19 protein-coding genes and 3 tRNA genes are annotated in these 21,216 nt (G+C 42.8%); 17 read left to right on the top strand and 5 right to left on the bottom strand.

Annotated elements, in window-relative coordinates:
- Positions 1-10: 10 nt before the first annotated feature.
- Positions 11-1,060, bottom strand: a complete 1,050-nt coding sequence (gene ubiE / locus ACHUET_RS09035) for a bifunctional demethylmenaquinone methyltransferase/2-methoxy-6-polyprenyl-1,4-benzoquinol methylase UbiE (RefSeq protein WP_394212279.1) — start codon at positions 1,058-1,060, stop codon at positions 11-13.
- Between the two features lie 95 nt (positions 1,061-1,155).
- Positions 1,156-1,869, bottom strand: a complete 714-nt coding sequence (locus tag ACHUET_RS09030) for an FFLEELY motif protein (RefSeq protein ID WP_201598444.1) — start codon at positions 1,867-1,869, stop codon at positions 1,156-1,158.
- A gap of 357 nt (positions 1,870-2,226) precedes the next feature.
- Between ACHUET_RS09030 and ACHUET_RS09025 the strand changes: the two genes are divergently transcribed.
- Both ACHUET_RS09025 and ACHUET_RS09020 read left to right on the top strand, forming a co-directional pair.
- On the top strand, positions 2,227-3,909 hold the full coding sequence (locus ACHUET_RS09025) for an ATPase (protein WP_394212276.1): 1,683 nt from the start codon (positions 2,227-2,229) through the stop codon (positions 3,907-3,909).
- Positions 3,910-4,533: 624 nt separating this feature from the next.
- On the top strand, positions 4,534-6,141 hold the full coding sequence (locus ACHUET_RS09020; protein ID WP_394212275.1) for an inorganic phosphate transporter: 1,608 nt from the start codon (positions 4,534-4,536) through the stop codon (positions 6,139-6,141).
- Between the two features lie 100 nt (positions 6,142-6,241).
- Here ACHUET_RS09020 and ACHUET_RS09015 read toward each other — a convergent pair whose 3' ends face one another.
- The gene (locus ACHUET_RS09015; protein ID WP_394212356.1) at positions 6,242-7,783 is read right to left on the bottom strand and encodes an aminotransferase class I/II-fold pyridoxal phosphate-dependent enzyme; all 1,542 of its coding nucleotides are present in this window, start codon (positions 7,781-7,783) and stop codon (positions 6,242-6,244) included.
- Between the two features lie 484 nt (positions 7,784-8,267).
- Here ACHUET_RS09015 and msrB point away from each other — a divergent pair, with 484 nt between their 5' ends.
- The 12 genes from msrB to ACHUET_RS08955 all read left to right on the top strand — a co-directional run bounded on the left by msrB (position 8,268) and on the right by ACHUET_RS08955 (position 15,206).
- Positions 8,268-8,693: a peptide-methionine (R)-S-oxide reductase MsrB gene (msrB, locus tag ACHUET_RS09010; protein ID WP_201598436.1), complete on the top strand. Its 426-nt coding sequence runs from the start codon at positions 8,268-8,270 to the stop codon at positions 8,691-8,693.
- Positions 8,694-8,836: 143 nt separating this feature from the next.
- Positions 8,837-9,322 (top strand): glutathione peroxidase, encoded by a 486-nt coding sequence (locus ACHUET_RS09005; RefSeq protein ID WP_394212273.1) that lies wholly within the window; start codon positions 8,837-8,839, stop codon positions 9,320-9,322.
- Between the two features lie 364 nt (positions 9,323-9,686).
- Positions 9,687-9,762 (top strand) — tRNA-Val (locus ACHUET_RS09000).
- A 37-nt stretch (positions 9,763-9,799) separates the two neighbouring features.
- A tRNA-Asp gene (locus ACHUET_RS08995) sits at positions 9,800-9,876 on the top strand.
- Between the two features lie 348 nt (positions 9,877-10,224).
- The gene (locus ACHUET_RS08990) at positions 10,225-10,494 is read left to right on the top strand and encodes a YrhK family protein (RefSeq protein WP_394212271.1); all 270 of its coding nucleotides are present in this window, start codon (positions 10,225-10,227) and stop codon (positions 10,492-10,494) included.
- Between the two features lie 50 nt (positions 10,495-10,544).
- Complete coding sequence (locus tag ACHUET_RS08985) at positions 10,545-11,072, top strand: hypothetical protein (protein ID WP_394212269.1); 528 nt, start codon at positions 10,545-10,547, stop codon at positions 11,070-11,072.
- 12 nt (positions 11,073-11,084) lie between these two features.
- A complete protein-coding gene (locus ACHUET_RS08980) occupies positions 11,085-11,306 on the top strand; it encodes a hypothetical protein (protein ID WP_394212268.1) in 222 nt (73 codons plus the stop codon).
- A gap of 202 nt (positions 11,307-11,508) precedes the next feature.
- Positions 11,509-11,871: an ArsR/SmtB family transcription factor gene (locus ACHUET_RS08975; protein ID WP_394212266.1), complete on the top strand. Its 363-nt coding sequence runs from the start codon at positions 11,509-11,511 to the stop codon at positions 11,869-11,871.
- A gap of 47 nt (positions 11,872-11,918) precedes the next feature.
- Positions 11,919-12,326, top strand: coding sequence for an arsenate reductase (glutaredoxin) (gene arsC, locus ACHUET_RS08970; RefSeq protein ID WP_394212265.1), 408 nt, complete (start codon positions 11,919-11,921; stop codon positions 12,324-12,326).
- On the top strand, positions 12,313-13,086 hold the full coding sequence (gene arsH / locus ACHUET_RS08965; RefSeq protein WP_394212263.1) for an arsenical resistance protein ArsH: 774 nt from the start codon (positions 12,313-12,315) through the stop codon (positions 13,084-13,086). Before arsC ends, arsH begins: the two co-directional genes overlap by 14 nt.
- A gap of 68 nt (positions 13,087-13,154) precedes the next feature.
- The gene (locus tag ACHUET_RS08960) at positions 13,155-14,462 is read left to right on the top strand and encodes an arsenic transporter (protein ID WP_394212261.1); all 1,308 of its coding nucleotides are present in this window, start codon (positions 13,155-13,157) and stop codon (positions 14,460-14,462) included.
- 123 nt (positions 14,463-14,585) lie between these two features.
- Positions 14,586-15,206 carry a DUF411 domain-containing protein gene (locus ACHUET_RS08955; protein ID WP_394212260.1) on the top strand — a complete coding sequence of 207 codons (621 nt, stop codon included), beginning with the start codon at positions 14,586-14,588 and terminating at the stop codon, positions 15,204-15,206.
- Positions 15,207-15,395: 189 nt separating this feature from the next.
- On the opposite strand, the gene ACHUET_RS08950 is transcribed toward ACHUET_RS08955, so the two are convergent.
- Together ACHUET_RS08950 and ACHUET_RS08945 are read right to left on the bottom strand one after the other, a co-directional pair.
- A tRNA-Asn gene (locus ACHUET_RS08950) sits at positions 15,396-15,471 on the bottom strand.
- A gap of 258 nt (positions 15,472-15,729) precedes the next feature.
- Entirely contained in the window at positions 15,730-16,932 is a 1,203-nt protein-coding gene (locus tag ACHUET_RS08945) for a pyridoxal phosphate-dependent aminotransferase (RefSeq protein WP_394212259.1), read from the bottom strand.
- Between the two features lie 523 nt (positions 16,933-17,455).
- On the opposite strand from ACHUET_RS08945, the gene ACHUET_RS08940 reads away from it, so the two are divergent.
- The 3 genes from ACHUET_RS08940 (at position 17,456) to ACHUET_RS08930 (ending at position 21,136) form a co-directional block, all read left to right on the top strand.
- Entirely contained in the window at positions 17,456-18,193 is a 738-nt protein-coding gene (locus tag ACHUET_RS08940; RefSeq protein ID WP_394212257.1) for an SDR family NAD(P)-dependent oxidoreductase, read from the top strand.
- 66 nt (positions 18,194-18,259) lie between these two features.
- Entirely contained in the window at positions 18,260-19,987 is a 1,728-nt protein-coding gene (locus ACHUET_RS08935; RefSeq protein WP_394212255.1) for an NAD(P)/FAD-dependent oxidoreductase, read from the top strand.
- Positions 19,988-20,047: 60 nt separating this feature from the next.
- Positions 20,048-21,136 carry a DUF1365 domain-containing protein gene (locus ACHUET_RS08930; RefSeq protein ID WP_394212253.1) on the top strand — a complete coding sequence of 363 codons (1,089 nt, stop codon included), beginning with the start codon at positions 20,048-20,050 and terminating at the stop codon, positions 21,134-21,136.
- Positions 21,137-21,216 lie beyond the last annotated feature (80 nt).

The following is a 21,216-nucleotide window of genomic DNA, read 5'->3' as shown; positions in this document are numbered from 1 at the left end:
TACTTTGATTTTAAGCTTTAAAACCGCGGTGTACAGCGACAATGCCAGCAGTCAGGTTATGATAATCACAGTTCTCAAATCCTGCTTGTTGCATCATCTGTTTCAGTGTTTGCTGATCAGGATGCATACGAATCGACTCAGCCAAGTATTGATAGCTTTCAGAATCATTCGCAATCAGCTTACCCATGACTGGCAAAGCAGTGAATGAATACAGATCATAGGCTTTAGATAGTGGCTCAAACACGGGTTTTGAAAATTCCAAAATTAATAAGCGACCACCTGGTTTTAGGACACGGTACATCGCACGCAGCGCTGCATCTTTGTCGGTGACATTACGTAAGCCAAAGCTGATGGTGACCAAATCAAAGCTGTTGTCATCAAATGGTGCCAAGGTTTCAGCATTTGCTAATACAAAATCAACGTTATTGCAGCCAGCATTGATTAAGCGCTCGCGGCCCACTTCTAGCATGGCAGCATTGATATCAGATAATACAACATGACCATTTCTACCGACTTCACGGCTGAATACTTTGGCTAAGTCGCCCGTACCGCCAGCGATATCTAATACATGCTGACCCGCACGAACGCCTGATAGACTAATAGCATAGCGCTTCCATAGACGATGAATACCAAATGACATGAGATCATTCATGATATCGTATTTTTTGGCGACAGAGGTGAATACATCAGCCACACGTGCTTGTTTTTCGGCTTTGTTGACCGTCTTATAGCCAAAGTGGGTTTGCTCATTGCCATCAGTTTCAGGCGTATGTGGGTTATTGATATCATCACGCTGATTGAAAAGCGCTTGCCTTTCTGTCCGTACTGAAGTATCCGTGCTGGTTGGTCTTTCGGTATTTGGCATAGTCGTTTGTTGGCCTTGTGGCGTTCCAGTTGGTAGGTCTTGGACTTTAGTAAAGTCATTATTGCTATCATCTTTATTAGATGCAGCTGTCTGCGCGCGTAATATTTGTGCGCTGATATTTTGGTTGTGATCGATACTGTCTTTTACCAATTTGTCTTGCAAATGAGCGTTGTTATTACTTGAAGTGTCGGTCATCACATTGTCCTAGGATTTGTTTTTATGATTGTCTTTATTGAGTGGTTTATAAACTGATTTATCAAAAATTTGATTATTTATCGAAAGTATTAGCCCTATGATACATCAAATGCTACTGGCTTACCGCCATTATGAGTATCGTGAACCTGATCAATAATTGACAGCTCACGCTCACAAAACGGTTCGATAAAATCGCTGACACTACTCAGAGGTTTCATAGCCTTAAAGCCTGTATCAATAAAGTCATACAGCGGTTGATAACCATGACGATAGGCAGTGTTTTTTGCTAGTGAAAAAGCTTTTTTGAGCATGAATGAGTTTAGGTGTTTATCAGTACGATAGCAGACATCTTTTAGGTTGGCTATCTGTAGGCGGCGCTCACCCTCTTCATTGACAGCGCGGTAAGCGACTAGCATATTATCTTCATTTACGGGTAAATTTTTAGCAAGTAGCCACTCAGCCAAATGTAGATCCAGCTCAATCGCAAAAATCGCTGCCTGAATACCCATGCTGCCCGCCTCTAATGCAGACTCCTTAGCAAGACGTTCTAGCTTCTTAGCTTTCGGCAGGATACGGGCCAACTGTTCTGCCAATAGTTTGAACTCTTCGCCTCCATATAGTTGCGTCAAAAAATAATCTGCCATCAACTGGTTTTTGGGTTGTTCAAATAACGCACGATGAGTTTGCTGAAGACGTGCCTGTTGCCATGATTGTACTGCTTTGAGACTAGTGTTTAAAGCTTCATCTTGGTGATGCGGCAATGCCCAAAAGCGAGTCAAATGCTGTTGCAAGTCAGCTAAAGCGGTCATGGTGGTTAGTCCTATAGAAATAGATATCTTTTTGAATTGAATATGAAATAGCTAAACTTACTCAACATACTGGACATTGTAATAGAATTTTAGTTATCTATCTTGGTAAGTGTGCAAAATGGTCCTCACCATAAAAGAAAATAAATGAGAATACAAATGTCAAACTGTTACATAGCAATATTATTTACTCGATTATCGCAATGCTATGATGAAATAGCGTCAAGATTTCTGACGAAATCACTCTAGCATAAAACGCAGTGTCAAAAAGAGTCTGCCAAGCCAGAGTATCTAATATCGTTCAATGGCAAAGCAGTGTAATAACAATATCATTCAATAACAATAAAAGTGAGTCCAATCATGTCCCAGAAAAATGATACTACTGAACCAGAGGCACCACAAGCGGTCAGTTCGCAGTTTAGTGAGCAAGTCGTCGAGGAGCGCCTAACGCCCAATCCTTTGAGTCAGTTTTCTATGGACAAGGATGCACTTAGGCTCGCCTTGGTTACAGCACAGTACGCACTAAGAGCCACCCGGCAACAGACACCGCCAACGCTTAATAAACCAACAGGGCTGCTGGTACTCGTCAATGGGATGGAGCAGGCAGGCAAGGGTACTGCCGTTAAGCAATTGAGGCAATGGGTTGATCCAAGATTGCTTAAAGTTGAGGCAACCGTTGGTCATGCGCCGCTAAGCTATCAGCCTATTTGGCAAGTTCATACTGGCGCAATGCCGCGCCATGGTGATGTGATGGTTTATTTTGGTAATTGGTATGCTGACTTGTTATACAACGTCATGCGCATAGCAACATCAAATACTGAAGATAAAAAGAAGCAATCGAAAAATCAAAAACATATCGATAAAAATGCGCTTCCTATTGCGAAATGGCAAGCTTATTTACAGCAGCAATTAGCTGAGCTCAAAGCATTTGAGCAGGACCTTGTAGCCAATCACACTAGGCTACTGAAATGCTGGTTCCATGTGGATATAGAAACACTGCATAGCCGCCTACAAGATAGTGAGGCTGATCCGCAGTTTTTGTATCAAATTGACTGGAACAGCAAAAAAGTGATCGAAAAGTTTAATGAGGTTGCAGCCACTCTTTTACGGCAACAAGATGACTGGATCATCATTGATGGTGATGATAAATCGGCAGCGGCTGATAATTTTTGTCATGAAGTCCTACATGCGATGCAAATGGCGCTCGTTAGTAGTCGTACCAGTACAACCGAATCTACAGGAAAAAAACCACCGTCCAAGACAAAAAAATCCAAACTAAAAGTTGAACAGGCGCCGTTTGAACCGGTAAAGATACCGAAAAGCTTGACCAATATTGATGATTCAAAGATCAGTAAGTCTGAATATAATGACGCTTTGGCAAAGAAGCAAACACGTCTCGCTGAATTACTACGGGCGCGTCAAGGTCGTCACGTTGTCTTTGCCTTTGAAGGTATGGACGCGGCTGGGAAAGGAGGCGCAATTAAAAGGTTAGTTGCCGCACTCGATCCACGTGAGTATCAAATTTACAATATCGGCGCACCGATGTTATACGAGACTCAGCACCCTTATTTATGGCGTTTTTGGACAAAGTTACCTAATGAGCAAACAAACCATGTTAGCCGTATCGCTATCTTCGATCGCACTTGGTATGGCCGCGTGCTGGTTGAACGTATTGAAGGGTTTGCCACCGATGAAGAGTGGCAGCGTGCCTATGATGAAATCAATCGTTTTGAATCAGACTTAGTGGAGGCTGGGACACTGGTCATCAAATATTGGTTAGCTATTGATAAAAAAGAGCAGCTAAAACGCTTCGAAGCCCGCCAAGAGACGCCGCACAAGCAATTCAAACTCACTGATGATGATTGGCGCAACCGTGATAAATGGTCAGATTATGTGCAATCTGCAGCAGATATGTTGGCACGCACCGATACAAAAACAGCGCCATGGTGTATTATCGCGACCAATGAAAAGCGACAAGCGCGTTTAGATGTCTTAGATCATGCTATACAGCAGTTATCAGAGGCATCTGACAGCAACAAATAGCTATCAGAAAATAATGAAGGTTTACAGGTTATTCATAATTTTAAAAAACCATCTTTTCCCAATTTTGCTTAGGGAAACATACGAAATCTAATCTGTCATTGATAAACAATGAATTCTGTGGACACGCTCACAGTTACAAATCTTGCAATATCATTATGCATTATGTGATTATATTTAATATAATAGGGCCGCAATTGTCTTTACCCTGTCATAAAATGTGCTGACAGATGCATATTTTATGATGAGTACAGATATTTAAAAGACATTATCGCCGTATCTAAGTATTGATAAACACTGTATTGATAAAGACCGTAACATCACCAGAAAGATAAGCCGCAAGATGCTGTAATCAAATGATTGGGCAATATACTTTGCGGCTTTTTGATATGTGATGTGTTTTTACAGAGAAGCGTATCAACGCCCGAATCAAGCGTAGATGAATGATTCTAAGGTACGGCAGCAAAATCCGCTAAAGATTATTGTTTAGCATTCATTGTTTAAAAAGCACGTTGCGCATTTATCATCATGCTGCTTTATTGTGTGATCTTAAAACTCACATGTATAGCTGCGCAATGTTACTAATTGCATATAATTTCAATCAGCTTACGCAGGACGTATCAACGTATGGGTATTAGCAACAGTTCTACAGGGCCAACCCAATCAGTCGGCTCTATGAAAGTAAATCTATTTTTTGCCATTTTATTGATTGCGATGACCATCTACTTTTTGTGGTGGGGTTTAGATTACACCATGCGTCAGCAAACGACGCTGTTTATTGTAGCGACCGCGTTTGGTGTCTTTATGGCATTCAATATCGGTGGTAACGATGTCGCCAACTCCTTTGGTACTTCAGTGGGTGCAGGGACGTTGACTATCCCGCAAGCATTGGGTATTGCAGCGATATTTGAGGTATCGGGAGCTGTATTGGCAGGTGGTGAAGTAACCGATACTATCCGAAGCGGCATTGTCGATTTAGATGGCCTCTCAGTCGAGCCCAACCAGTTTATTTATGTCATGCTCTCAGCGCTGATTGCTGCTGCGTTTTGGTTGTTATTTGCTACCAAAAAAGGTCTGCCAGTGTCTACCACCCACGCGATTATTGGCGGTGTGGTTGGTAGTTCCATCGTATTGGGTATCACGTTAGGTGGTACTGAAATGGCGTTATCGACGGTAAATTGGGGTAAGATTGGTACTATCGCTATCTCTTGGGTTCTATCACCGTTACTAGGCGGCGTTTTGTCTTATATACTATACGGACAAATTAAGAAAAATATTATTGAATATAACGATAGAACAGAAGCGCATATTGGTGAGCTAAAAGCCAATAAAAAAGTATTAAAGCAAAATCATAAAGAGTTTTTGGATGGCTTGACAGAGTCAGAGCAGTTGGCTTACACGTCAGCGATGCTACGTGATCAAGAAATCTATAAAGATGATGATTGCTTGGTTGAAGATTTAGAGACGGATTATTACAAAGAACTTTATAAGCTTGAAAACGAGCGTAGCAACCTCGATACCTTAAAAGCATTGAAGCAATGGGTGCCTATTATTGCGGCTGCGGGCGGTGCAGTCATGGCCTCACTGGTTATCTTTAAAGGTTTGAAAAACGTCAATAACGGTATGACGACGTTGCAAGGCTTTTTAATCATGGGGATGATAGCAGCGTTAGTATGGCTTGCGACTTATATTTATACTAAGAGTATCCGCGGTAAGCACAAAGAAGATCTGACTAAAGCCACCTTTATTATGTTTAGCTGGATGCAGGTCTTTACCGCGTCAGCATTTGCTTTTAGTCACGGCTCAAACGATATTGCCAATGCAGTTGGTCCTTTTGCTGCGATTATGGATGTCATTCGTACCAATAGCATCTCTACGGAGGCGGCTGTACCACCAGCTGTCATGTTGACTTTTGGTGTGGCGCTGATTGTTGGTCTTTGGTTTATTGGTAAAGAAGTGATTCAAACCGTCGGTACCAATCTAGCTAAAATGCATCCAGCTTCTGGATTCTCAGCTGAGCTGGCCGCTGCTGCTGTCGTTATGGGCGCATCAACGATGGGTCTACCTGTATCAAGTACGCATACCTTGGTTGGGGCTGTACTGGGTATTGGTATGGTCAATAAAGATACCAATTGGGCGCTCATGAAGCCAATCGGTTTGGCATGGGTCATCACCTTGCCAGTCGCTGCTGGTTTATCAGCGATCAGCTATATTATATTGAGCAATATTTTTTAATCCTAAGGCGATAGAGTTCTGCACTAAAGCCTATTCTAGAGCCATAAAAAACGCTTATCAGCATCATGCCGATAAGCGTTTTTTAATGTCATATGAGAATTTACTCAGTACCAAACTGCTGGCGTTTTTTTGCAAAAAATCGGTCTAATCTATCCATCGCATTTTCTAAATCAAGCAAGTTAGGTAAAAAGACCAAACGAAAATGATCGGGTTTGTCCCAATTAAAGCCTGTACCTTGTACCATCAGCACGTTTTCTTCGACGAGTAAGTCCATCATAAAGTCCATATCATCCGTGATGGGGTAAACCTCTGGATCCATTTTTGGAAAACAGTAAAACGCACCTTGTGGCATGGTACAAGAAATGCCTTTAATCGCATTGAGACGTGACACCGCCATTTCGCGCTGTTTATATAGGCGACCTGATTCAGAGGTCAAGTCTTGCATACTCTGATGACCGCCCATTGCTGTTTGAATAGCGTATTGTCCTTGAACATTAGAGCATAGGCGCATGGATGCCAGCATATCCAAGCCTTCAATAAAGTCAGCCGCGTGTTGTTTGCGTCCAGACACCATCATCCAACCTGAGCGAAATCCGGCAATACGGTGCGATTTTGACAAGCCGTTGTACGAGAGTACCAATACTTCATCGGTCAAGGTGCTCATCGGGGTATGTACATTATCATCATAGAGAATACGATCGTAAATCTCGTCCGCCATGATGATTAAGTTGTGCTCTTTCGCGACTTCGATAATTTGTTTTAGTAACTCGTCGCTATAAAGGGAGCCTGTCGGGTTATTGGGGTTGATAACGACGATGCCTTTTGTTTTACTGGTAATCTTAGATTTGATGTCCTCAATATCAGGATGCCAGTTGTCTTCCTCATTACAGCGATAGTGCACAGCTGTACCACCAGCGAGGTTAGCCGCTGCTGTCCAAAGCGGATAATCTGGCATCGGGATCAGCACTTCGTCACCATCGTTCATCAGTGCTTGCATAGTCATAACAATCAGCTCAGACACACCGTTGCCCAGATAGACGTCACGTACATCAACTGCTGATAACAAACCTTTGGACTGGTAATATTGCAAAATGGCTTTACGCGCTGAAAAAATCCCTTGTGAGTCTGAATAACCCGTTGCCTCAGATAAATTCATCGCCACGTCACGTAAGATTTCATGAGGCGCTTCTAAACCAAACGGCGCTGGATTGCCGACGTTTAGTTTTAATATACGCTTACCCTCTGCTTCCATTTTATTGGCAGTTTGTAGTAGGGGGCCGCGAATGTCATAGCAGACGTTTTGTAATTTATCGGATTTTTTTATGGTGTTCATAGCGTGACCATTTATCGAGTGGTTGTGTGAAGTTTTATCATGATTAAAAGATGTCGTATTAGGAGATAAAATCGGTTGAGCCGTAGTTGCTTTAGGGCTCGTCGAACTGAGCTCGCTTTGCTTTGTAGATGATGCTAAATCATCGGAATCAGCAGCAGCTTCATTTTTAAGCTCACCGCGCAATAGGTAGCCTTCGCTACAACCCAAAATGCGTGCGAGTGTGGGCAGCTTCGATGAGACGATACCATTAGTGCCGCGCTCCCAGTTGGAGATAGCGCCGCGACTCACCTTTGCACCAGCGGCTGTCATTGCTTGTGCTAGCTGCTCAGCAGTAAATCCTTTGTCTCGGCGCAACTGCACCAGTCGCTGCGCTTGTGTGCTTTTACTATCGTCATCAGACATTGTTATTTGAGCCTTTATCAATCAGTGAACGTGTAGTAGATGATGCAAAATTGAGTATTGTTTTTATAATTTATCAATGCAAGATATTATTGCATTGCAAGTCATATTGCAAGAGATAGAAACGGTTTTTATAAAATGCAAGAATAACTTGCAATATTGTGTCTTTTTCCCTTTCCCTTGATGCTCATATCTATAGATAAGCGAATATTATTGGCTGTATTCTATTCAAAAGGTGCTGCTCAAAGCACTACAAATCACATAGCATTGGCAGTACTCTTTTTGAACATGCCTTGAATAGTGAGTTGTGAACCTTCACATATAACCCATCGTTTTTACAATAATATGGCGATAAAATAGTTATCAATAATAAATAATCGAATGAGGGTAAATTATGCAAGACAATCAATTAAGTAAAGAAGAAATCAGCCAATTGACCGAAGCTGACTGGAAAGAGCGTTTGAGCGCTGACGAGTATCATGTGATGCGTGAAAAGGGCACAGAGCGTCCGTTTACAGGCGTTTATAACGATGCAACTGATGATGGTGTTTATCGCTGCAAAGGCTGCGGAGCCAGTTTGTTTGATTCAAGCAATAAGTTTGATGCGGGTTGTGGTTGGCCAAGTTTCGATCAAGGGGTTGATAACAGTGCGATAGACGAGCATGTCGATAACTCATTGGGTATGACTCGTACCGAAGTCACCTGTAGCAACTGCGGCGCACATTTAGGCCATGTATTCCCTGATGGGCCACGTGAGACAACAGGCATGCGCTATTGCATCAACTCAGTATCTATTGATTTAGATAAATCTGAGAAGTAAGTTCTTTGTCTGATTTTAGAAGTGTGAGAGGGGAAGTACAGAGTGCTTCCTTTTGAAAGGCTTCTAATATTCATATGATAAAGAAAACAGCGTTATTGAAACAGATAATCAAAATAATAAAATTCTCAATTTAAGGATAGATGATGAGTACTATTTATGACTTCACCGCTGAGCGTATGGATGGCAGCTCGCAAGCGTTTTCTGAGTATAAAGATAAAGTATTGCTAATCGTTAACACGGCAAGCAAATGTGGCTTTACCCCGCAGTTCGAAGGATTAGAGTCGCTATATCAACAATATAAGGATCAAGGGCTGGTCGTTGTTGGTTTTCCTTGTAATCAATTTGGTGGTCAAGATCCCGGTAGCAATGATGAGATAGGGGCGTTTTGCCAAAAGAACTATGGTGTCAGCTTTCCTATGATGGCAAAGATTGATGTCAATGGCCCAGACGCTCATCCTATCTATGACTGGCTTAAAGACCAAAAAGGCGGTCTATTGACAGATGGTATCAAATGGAATTTTACTAAGTTTTTAATTGATAGCCAAGGTCAAGTTATCGATCGTTATGCGCCAACGACAAAACCAGAAGCCATCAAAAAAGACATTGAACAAGCATTAACTAATAAGTAAGTATCGAGTCTGAAAAAAATTGATTTTTTATGAAAGTATAAAATCAATAAAAACATATGCTTGCTAAAAATTTCGATATAAAAGTGAAAAATATTCAAAAAAGTGGAAAATAGCGTTTGACAGCCAAGTGTAAATCTATATAATACACACCCACAGCAAGGGGACTTACTTAAATAAGCCCAGCTGATTAAATTAACATTGAGTGTGACAGCTGATGTTAATGAAGCAATACAGAAATTCTATTTAAAGAATTTCTCTTGTAGTAGAAGTTATACCTTATATTGGGTACTGAGCTTCTAGAATTTACGAAAATGTAAATTCTCTTGCGCTCGGACGAAGCAGTGCTTCGTTTGCTCCTCGCTCAGGGTGATTAGCTCAGTTGGTAGAGCGTCTGCCTTACACGCAGAATGTCGGCGGTTCGAATCCGTCATCACCCACCACTTCTTAGCAAGTGGCTAAACAAGCTAAGAGACCTAAGCAGCGGTAGTTCAGTTGGTTAGAATACCGGCCTGTCACGCCGGGGGTCGCGGGTTCGAGTCCCGTCCGCTGCGCCATATTTAAAACGAATTTAGACCTTTGGGTTTAAGCAAGTTTCGCCTCAAACATTAGATTGTTTGGGGTTTTTTTGTGTCTGTAGTTTTTGCTCAATACCATCATGTTTTAGTATATTGCAGATGAGCCCGCCACGATAGCACGATCATCAATCGAAAATCCTTTTTGCCACTATTTTCAATGATATAAAATATAAGTAAAAATTAGTCGTAAAATTATTGGATGAATAAGTCATAGCAGGCATAAATCTCTTTATTTTCGTACGCCTTACACCGCCCATTGTTGACAGTAGTGCTGGCTGACTGATATATCTAATGGCCTAATATACATAGGTAAGTGAGGAATAAGTTTTGGGTGATAGTAAAAAATTGGATATTGATATTGGACAAGATCATATTGTGATACAGCGACGCTACGATGCGTTGGGCGCAGTAAATGACTTACTTATCGCTATTTGGTTTTTGATCGGTAGCTTTTTCTTTTTAAAGGAATCACTGACAACGGACGGTACTTGGCTATTTATCCTTGGTAGTGCGCAGCTACTTATAAAGCCACTGATCAAGCTGGTCAGCTTGATTCATGTCGGTAGGGTATACAAACGATCACAAAATAACAAATAGTAATGCATACATAATCATTTTAGTCAGTGATAGAAAATGAGAAATATAATATGGAAAAAGAAAAGGTTTGGTTATGTGATTCGGTATTGGATTGGTCTGCAAAGATAGAGAGCTATAGTTATACAAACGAGGTAGATCATCTAAGGGCATGCGATCTTTGGAAACATGCTGAGCTAATTTCGACAGGGGGTACAAATGAGTTTGATCGGGTTGATGTCATTTCTAATTTAAAACGCTGCCTCAATCAAAGGCTGAAGTTTATAGAACACGTATATTCGCTCAAGAAAATTGCTGTATCTGATTCACCAAAAGGATATTTAGAATACTTAGAGTCTTTGGGCTTAGTTCGACCTTACATGTTAAAACAGTTAATGCTTATCAGGAACGATATTGAACATAATGATGCTCCACCGCCTAATATTGAGCGTTGTCGAGAATTGTTGGATTTGACTTGGTATTTCTTAAAATCCACGGATAGTTTTATTCTTTGGTATAAAAATAATTTTACATTGAGTTATTTAACAAATAAGGGCGAGGAAACTCAATATTGGTTAAATTTCGATATCGACTTTGAGTAAGGTCATACAACTATGGTTAACGGTTGGGTTCCTGAAGCACTACTCAGCAAAGAGGAAAAGCAAGGCTTTACGTTAATTGAATTAAAGGATTTTGGTTCTAAAGAATCACGCTGGGGAAGCTCTGAAAAACATACAGATAAGCTAGATAACGAATTTTGGATAAATGGTAGCCTCAAACCATCAGAAAAAGTCAGACTCAAAATTGTTAAGCGCTGTCTGCACGCAAACATGTAAGGTACCTACTTGAGAATACGCAATAGTTAATATCATATCGGTAAGAAGGTCAATTACTAAGCATATATTTGGCAGATATGAGTGTTAACTATTTAGATATTCTACTTATCGTCGCATTTTGAGTAAGCTCTGGCACTCCCAAAAGAAAAAAATTCATCCAAAAACCATTGAATTATTTCCATATGTCTGTATTATTGGACATATGGAAATAACTACTGCTACTGCAAGCTTTGCTGCACTCTCTCAAGACACTCGTTTAAAGGCTTTTAGATTGCTAGTCAGCCACGAGCCTGACGGTCTCCCTGCGGGTGAAATAGCTCGTCAGCTCGGTGTGCCACACAACACGATGTCAGCGCATCTAGCGGTGCTGGCACGAGCAGGGTGGGTGGTCTCACAACGACAAAGCCGGCAAATTATCTATCGGGCATCGCTCTCACATATGGATAGTGTCATTCAGTTCTTACTACAAGACTGTTGTGCAGGACATCCAGAATTGTGTGCTTCACTCATCGATAGCTTAAGTGGATGCAGGGTAAATGAATCTGCTGAGCAAAGTAATGATTAACCAATGCTCGATTCAATAAACATACTTATAAAATAGGTAAAATGACGATGAAACCTTTAATTTTTCATAACCCTAACTGCGGCACTTCTCGTAATACCCTTGCCATTATGAAAGCCTCAGGGGAGATGCCTGAAATAGTGGAATATCTAAAAACGCCACCAACGCGAGCGCGTTTAGTTGAATTGTTAGCCCAAATGCAAATCTCTCCAAGAGAATTATTAAGAAGTAAAGAGGCGATCAATGATGAGCTTGGTCTAGACAACCCTGAACTCTCTGATGATCACATTATCGATGCGATGATTGCACACCCTATTTTGATCAATCGTCCGATCGTGGTGACTAATAAAGGTACGGCCTTATGTCGTCCTTCAGAGCGAGTGTTTGAACTGCTGGCAAATCCAGTCAACAGCTTTACCAAAGAAGATGGAGAGGTCATTTATCATGACAAGCACTAAGGCTGAACAAGCAGATGCGCAGGAGTCTACTGTTTCAGCAGCCGCTAGCTTTGCTGATCTATCCAATATCGATGTAGACCAAATTCAACCTATTGATGTTGAGTCGTTGATTGCCCCCAATGATCCACGTCATGCGCCCAAAATACTGGTGTTGTATGGCTCTGTCCGCGCGCGCTCATTCTCCAGATTGGCCGCGGAAGAGTCGAGCCGACTGTTACGTTGGTATGGTTGTGAGGTGCGGATGTTTGATCCCTCAGGCTTGCCATTGCCTGACGATGTAGACTCAGACCATCCCAAAGTACAAGAGCTACGACAGTTGGCACAGTGGTCAGAAGGGATGCTTTGGGTGAGTCCAGAGCGTCATGGCAGTATTACCAGTATTATGAAAGCGCAAATCGATTGGATTCCGCTGTCTTTAGGTGGCGTCCGTCCGACACAGGGTAAAACCTTAGCACTGATGCAAGTCAGTGGCGGTAGTCAGAGCTTTAATACGGTCAATCAAATGCGTATTCTTGGACGTTGGATGCGGATGATTACTATCCCCAATCAGTCCTCTATCCCCAAAGCTTTTTTGGAATTCAATGACGACAATCGCATGGATATGTCTCCGTTATATCTGCGTCTTGTCGATGTCTGCGAGGAGCTGGTGAAGTTTACTTGGCTCACCCGCGGGCGCTCAGCGTATCTCACCGATCGTTATTCAGAACGCGTCGAGAGCGCTGAAGAACTATCCAACCGCGTCAATCAAAAGTCGCTTTGATACGGTTACGCTAATACTGTCCCCCTAATACAATTACATTAACATTATTATATCAGTAAGGCTGTGCCATGCTTGCGTTCGCTATTTTTGTTGTCACTCTGGTGCTGGTCATATGGCAACCGAAAGGGTTGGGTATCGGCTGGAGTGCGCTGGGCGGCGCGTTGGTCGCGTTGGTGCTTGGTGTGGTGCAGCTCTCAGATGTCGGCATCGTTTGGGATATTGTCTGGGATGCGACCTTTACTTTTGTGGCGCTGATTATCATCTCGCTTATCTTAGACAGAGCAGGATTTTTTGGCTGGGCAGCGCTGCATGTAGCAAGGCTTGGTAATGGGCAAGGGCGACTGCTTTTTCCGATGATTGTCGTATTGGGTGCGTTTATTTCTGCCTTTTTTGCCAATGATGGGGCGGCGCTATTACTGACGCCTATTGTGATTGCGATCTTGTTGCGCCTTAATTTTTCGCCGCCATCCGCTTTAGCCTTTATCATCGCGACGGGTTTTATCGCTGATACGGCAAGTCTGCCCTTGGTCACCTCAAACTTAGTCAACATCGTCAGTGCCAATTATTTTGATATTGGTTTTGGTCGTTATGCGGCGGTCATGGTGCCTGTGAATATCGTGTCCGTATTGGCGACGCTACTGGTATTGTGGATGGTCTATGCCCGTCATATTCCCAAGCACTATCCAGTCGATAATCTAAGCGTCCCAGCGTCCGCTATTACCGATCCATTGGTCTTTCGTGCCGCTTTTCCATTGTTGGGTTTGCTATTGGTTGCTTATTTTGCGACCGAGCCGCTAGGGTTGCCTATTTCCCTTGTCACTGGTGCGGCGGCTCTCTTACTGATGGTCATCGCTGGACGCTTGTGGCAAGGCGGACGCGGCGCGGTGATATCTGTCAGTGAGGTCGTACGCAAAGCCCCTTGGCAAATCGTCCTGTTTTCGATCGGCATGTATCTGGTGGTATATGGTTTGGGCAATGCAGGTCTTACCGCCTATGGCGCGCGCGTGCTTAACTGGCTAGGAGGGCAGGGCGCAGTCATTGCCACAGTAGGGACTGGGTTTTTATCTGCCATTGTCGCGTCTATTATGAATAATATGCCAGCCACCCTAGTCGGCGCGCTCGCGATTGATCAGGCACAAGTGCCTGCCGCGACGCGAGAGCTGATGATTTACGCCAATGTGATCGGCAATGATTTGGGGCCTAAGTTTACACCGATTGGCAGTCTTGCGACTTTATTGTGGTTGCATGTGTTGGCAGAAAAAGACTATAAAATCAGTTGGGGACAATATATAAAAATAGGCCTGCTGATTACGCCTCCTGTGTTATTGGTGACGCTTTTGGCCTTGGTTGTTTGGCTGCCTATGCTGCCAAGCTAATCAAAGCATTAGCAAGCTTGATTTGCTAGGACGGCAATTTGATAATAGTATTGATGTTCAGCTTTATTCTGACATGATAAGGTCTAAATGCGATCAGTGTTTTACCAAAAATGAGGCCATAAAATGACAATGCTAACTGTAAAACCTACCGGTAGACCTCGTAATTATCTACTCATGCCAACACGAGGGGCAGCCGTATTAGTGGCTGCGCTCCTATTATCAGCGTGTGCACAGTCTGATAATACTGATGACTTAAGTGTCAACACCAATGCTAAAGAGGCAAACGTTGAAGCGGTGTCAGAATCTACAGCCCAGACGCAAGCGAGCCAAACTGGTATCTTGAAAAATGTATCCGCAACCGTCTACAAAGATGCCAATTGTGGTTGCTGCAAAGAGTGGATAGATCATGCACAGACACATGGCCTAAGCTCGACAGTAAAGCACCCAGCTGATTTATCATTGATTAAAGACCATCATAGCGTGCCTGATGAGCTACGCTCTTGCCACACGGCAGTGACGAGCGATGGCTATGTGTTTGAAGGTCATGTCCCTGCTAAGTATGTGGCAGAGTTTTTGCAGAATCCACCAGAGCAAGCCATTGGTCTCGCTGTACCGGGCATGCCAGTTGGTAGTCCAGGCATGGAGTATCAAGACAAGTTCATGCCGTATCAGATTATGCAAATAAACAAAGACGGGACAAACCAAGTATATGCGGAGGTTGAGTCTATGGCTCAGCAGCTATAATTTGCCAATGATATTATTAAAGCCCAAAAACGCGAGATAAAAGAAATGCAGGCACTTATCAAAGAATTAGAGTAAGTGTAGAGTTTTCTTCAAATCTAAGCCATAAAAAAACCCCCATCAAACTGATGAGGGTTTTGGCAAATGCCATAATTGAATCTATAGTGACTCAAAAGGTTTACTACTAAAATGTGGCTCTCCAACCTGGGCTCGAACCAGGGACACACGGATTAACAGTCCGTTGCTCTACCAACTGAGCTATTGGAGAATAGGTTGTAAGTAACTAATTGCTTACAACGAGCCTTAGAAGTCTCTAACGAGTTCTTGCTAAGTGGGGCGTATTCTAGCAAAGATAAAAAATACGTCAAGCATTTTTTTTGATAATTCGTAAAAAATATCACTTTAATGATGAGACAGAGGGCTTTTGGGGATAAATAGCGAGAATGGGTACAAAAAAGACGCCACATAGCAACTACGCGGCGTCTTTTTTATTAAAGCACTTATAAAACTAACGATGCTGTGTGACTTACTCAGCAACGTCCAAGTCCGCAACGGCTTTTTCGATACGTGACAAGGCATCTTTCAATGTGGCTTCATCAGTCGCGTAAGAGATACGCATATAACCACCAAGACCGAAAGCATCACCAGGTACGACTGCGACACCGACTTTTTCTAGCAACCATTCTGAAAATTCAGTACATGATGATAGGCCAGCGGCTTTGATGAGTGGCACGATATTCGGATAAACATAAAAAGCACCATCAGGGCGCAAGCAAGTGATACCTTTGATGGCGTTTAGGCCATCAACAACTAGGTCGCAGCGCTTCTCAAACGCCGCTACCATTGGCTCTAGTACGCTCTGATCGCCGCTGATTGCTGCTGTCGCAGCCACTTGACTGATGGATGTTGGGCATGAAGTAGACTGTGACTGTACTTTTTTCATTGCGCCGATGAGTTTGGCAGGGCCACCAGCATAGCCAATACGCCAGCCTGTCATCGCATAGGCTTTAGACACACCGTTTAGGATAATGGCACGCTCTTTTAGCTCAGGCGCGGCATTTAGAATATTGTAGAACTTATCACCCGTCCAGCGAATGTGCTCGTACATGTCGTCTGATGCCACATAAACGTGTGGATGCTTTTTCAATACTTCAGCGATGGCTTTTAGCTCGTCCAGTGTATAAATCATACCTGTTGGGTTAGATGGGCTATTTAATACCAACAGTTTGGTTTTTTCAGTGATGGCGTCTTCTAGCTGCTCAGCGGTAATTTTGAAGTCTTGCTCAGCTGGGCACTTTACGATAACTGGTACGCCTTCTGCGATGATAACCATATCAGGATAGCTCACCCAGTATGGTGCTGGGATGATGACTTCGTCGCCAGGGTTGATAAATGCTTGGGCTAGGTTAAAGAATGACTGCTTACCACCGACCGACACTAGGATTTCGTTTGGCTCGTAGCTGATGTCATTGTCACGCTTGAATTTCTCTATGATGGCGGTTTTTAGCTCTGGCGTACCATCAACAGCGGTGTATTTGGTGAAGCCGTCATTAATGGCATCGATTGCAGCTTTTTTGATGTGGTCAGGGGTATCAAAATCAGGCTCGCCTGCGCCCAAACCGATAATGTCTTTGCCAGCGGCTTTTAGTTCTTTTGCTTTATTAGTAATCGCTAGCGTAGGAGAGGGTTTGATGCTATTGACGCGGTCAGACAGTTGCAACTCGCTCATGAGAGATCCTTTTTTATATGGGAGTGGGATTGGTGAAAATCTAATATTAATTATATAACGCTTTTATCACTATCAGGACAAGATATCAGGCAGTTTAGATAATCGCCTCATTTTATCGTGAAGATAGCCACAATTCGATCATAAATGAGACGCTCATCCATGTCTGCGCGGCTATTTTAATATTGTAGCATGCTGATATAGCGCTGTCTTATTACCCCGATAACAAAACATTGCGGACTGTCTTGCAGCATGACTCACTGTAGTAATATGAAAACCACAGTAAAGATAAGATGCTTTTGCTGTGGCAATTGCGAAGTCACAACAATAAACCTATAGCCGACCACTATAATTATTTAGGTTTGTTAAATAAGATGGCGTATAGGTTAATAAAAACAAGCCATATAACAGAGCACAAATACGCTCAGATGAAAGCTTGCATCCGAATTTAAAGACAGATCTATTCAGCTCTTTGTTGAGCGATACGCTTTTCATATTATAAGAACATTTAAAAAGGATATTTACGATGACAGACGCTACTAAAAAACGACATATTCTCATTACTGGTGCGACCTCTGGTATTGGCAATCAATTGACCAAGGATTATCTGCTAGAGGGTCACACGGTTTATGCTGTTGGGCGTGATGATGACGCGCTGGCTGAGCTCAAGTCGCTCGGCGCAGAAACGATTGATTTGGATCTCATGGATCGGGATAAAGTTATTGAAGCTTTTGAAAAGGTCGACAACGTTGATTTGGCGATTTGCGGTGCTGGCATGTGTGAGTATTTAGATATGCCAAACTTTGATAGCGAAGTATTTATGAAAGTGATGTCAGTCAATATGGGCACGTTGTCTCATGCCATCGAAGGCATATTGCCAAAGCTCATTGCGTCTAAAGGTCGCTTAGTCGGTATCGGTTCAGCGTCTGCTTATGTGCCGTTTGCCCGTGCTGAAGCTTATGGTAGCTCAAAAGCTGCGATTCATTATCTGATGAAAACACTACAGATTAGCCTTGCACCACACGATGTGTCGGTGAGCTTGGTCGTACCGGGTTTTGTTGAAACGCCTATGACCAAACAGAATGATTTCCCTATGCCGTTTATCCAGACGCCAAAGCAGGCCAGTCAAGCCATCCGTGATGGCATAGAAAGCGGTCATGAGGTTATCGAGTTCCCCAAAAAACTAACGATGCCTTTGAAAGCATTGGGCACACTACCTGACTTGGTCTGGCAGCAAGTCAGTGAAAAGCTCAATAAAAAGTAATTTATCATTATTAACAAACCTATTGTCCACTATAAAAACAGCAAAAATATAGAAGGGAATGCTTTTATGCCGTTTATTCGTTTCAAGCGTGTAAATAACCAAAAAACTGCAGATAGCAATGATGCCAAAAATGCTGACCATCAGGCAGCACAAAAACGTATCGCTATCATCGGCTCAGGTGTATCAGGACTGACATGCGCGCATTATCTAGGTACGCAACATGAGGTAACCGTCTTTGAGGCCAATGATTATATCGGCGGGCATGTAAACACCATTGATGTGGCACTACAGGACGGCAAAAAAGCAAAGAGTAGTAACGTAGAGAGCAGCGCCATAGACACCGGTTTTATTGTTTTTAATGAACGTACTTATCCCAATTTCTTCCGTTTGCTCCACGATCTGCAAGTGCCATTTCAGGCGACAGATATGAGCTTTTCTGTCAAAAATACCGCACGTCATTTTGAATATAATGGTCATACCCTAAACACCTTATTATCGCAGCGCAAAAACGTACTCAATCCGAAGTTCTGGCAATTTATCAAAGATGTCTTGCAGTTTAATAAGCACATCAAGCAGCTACGTCAAGATTATGATAGTGCGCGTGCTGCGGGGCAAGACATTAGCGGACTTACTGAGCAGACACTCGGTGGTTATCTAGCACAAAAAAACTATGGTCAGCTATTTACCAATAATTATCTGCTACCGATGGTCTCAGCTATTTGGTCAACCAGTCTGGATGAAGTGCAAGATTTCCCATTGGTGTTTTTTGCGCAATTCTTTGACAATCATGGCTTGCTCGATGTGGTCAATCGTCCGCAATGGTTTACGATCAAAGGTGGCTCAAAGCAATACGTTAATAAACTGATTCCACGCTTTATCAAAGCGGGTGGCAAAGTGCGAGTCAACAGCCCAGTACAGTCTGTAACGCGTGATGGTGAGCAAGTGATTTTGACGGTGAAGAATGCTTTGACAGTGCAGGATAAAGGTAACGCTGACAACCGTAGCGAGAACCTTGTATTCGATGAAGTCATTTTTGCCTGTCATGCAGACACCGCACTGAAGATTCTAAAAGATGCCAGTACCGATGAGTCTGAGGTGCTGAGTCACTTCCGCTTTACCAAGAATACGGCTGTATTGCACACCGATACGAGCGTCTTGCCTAAGAAACCACTGGCATGGGCAAGTTGGAATTACCTTATCGATGAAAAAATTTCAGGCAATGTGACAGACAAGAAGCAAGCTGGCGTAAATACACAATCACCTGAAAAACCGGTGCTAACATATCATATGAACATCTTGCAGCGCCTGACCAAGAAGCACAATTATTTGGTGACGCTTAACCATGAAGTCGATGATAAGCAAATCGTCAAAAGCATTGATTATAGCCATCCAGTGTTCGATCTAAAAATGATTGAGGCGCAAACCAAATGGTCAAGCATCTCTGGCGCTGGTTTGCACACGCATTTTTGCGGGGCATATTGGTTTAATGGCTTTCATGAAGATGGTGTACGTAGCGGTCTACGTGTGTGTCAGGCGCTCGGTCATGACATCGATATAAAAGATGAGGTTGATCCTACTCATTTGCCTAATGCGGATAGCGCACATACGCCGTTTCGTTATAAAGACTTACCGATAAAGGCTGACATAAAGGCGCGCAAACTTGAGAAGCGTCAAATTATCACTGCGATCACCAATCAGGAGCTGGTTGAGTATGCTGAGCGCTTACAGAGTGCGACTGATGATAGTAACCAAAGCAAAAAACGTGGTTTATTTGGTCGCCGTAAAGCCAAATAGCCTTGCGAGCAATATTGCAAATTGTTCTATCATCATGTGCCGTTACCGAAGAGAGTGTCTATGACCGTGTCCACCAAACCTACTAATGATATGTCACGTCATGAGTTAGCTTGTGATAATACTGCTTTACCGCATCAATTGCTTGAGGGCACGACATGGCATAGTCGGTTGCTTCCTAGTGTGAATAAATTTGTCTATCCGTATCGTTACTGGGGTATCAATATCAGTGCGTTGGCCGCAGGACAGGATATTCCAGAGGTAGACACGGCAGCTTTGGGGGATCATAAGGTTTTAGGCGTATCACACCTGAGCAAGATATTACCAAAGAAGTTATTAGCAAAAGGGTTGCCTCTATTTTCAGCCAAGACAAAGGCGCTACAACGATTCTGCCCTGATGATTATCTAGAGAGTTTCAATAGCCTAAGTAATAACGAAAGCCTAAATGACAATGAGAACATAAGTGACAATGAGAGCATAAGTGACAATAAAGGTATTGATAGCAATTTACGGTCTAATCAAGCGCTAAAGCAGCGTCTGAGCCAAGCATTTATTAAACATGCAGGAAGTGCACCTGAAGGCGATATGGTGGGATTACTTGTCTGCCGTAATGCAGGTATGTATTTTAGCCCAGTCAATTTTTACCTAGGGTTTGATGAGCAGCAGATGCCTACGCACTTACTGGCTGAAGTTTCCAATACACCTTGGGACAAGCGTCATTACTATGGGTTTTTGTTAGAGGGAGAGAACACTGAGTTTTGTCATGATAAAGACTTTCATGTGTCACCCTTTAATCCTATCGATCAGCTATACCGTTGGCAGGTGACGGTAAAACGTACACAACAAGATACGGCAGATAAGCAATCAAGTACGGGCTTGCAAGTTCGTATTGCTATTGATATCAGTGATGAGCGTGGTGACGTCCTAAAAACGGGTATAAAGATATCAGGAGTGCCGCTGACAAAAACTACTGTTCGCAATAGCTTACGAAAAAACCCACTGATGAACATGACATCGTTAGCGCGTATTTATGGGCAAGCCTTTAAGCTCTATGCGATCAAAAAAGTGCCTTATGTCAATTATGATGAAAAGCTAGCCGACAGTAATCAGAAAACACCTGCCTCTTTAAAAAGCGAAGCTTTAAACGATTGATAATCTAGAAATGCAAAAACCAGCAACACATTTTATATAGTCAATTTCAAAATAAAAGAACCTAAACAAGGACAACCATA

The organism is Psychrobacter piscatorii, assembly GCF_043641605.1.
GTDB classification, from domain to species: domain Bacteria; phylum Pseudomonadota; class Gammaproteobacteria; order Pseudomonadales; family Moraxellaceae; genus Psychrobacter; species Psychrobacter piscatorii_C.
The sequence above is the reverse complement of the archived record's forward strand: the minus strand, read 5'-3'. Positions and strand labels throughout refer to the sequence as shown.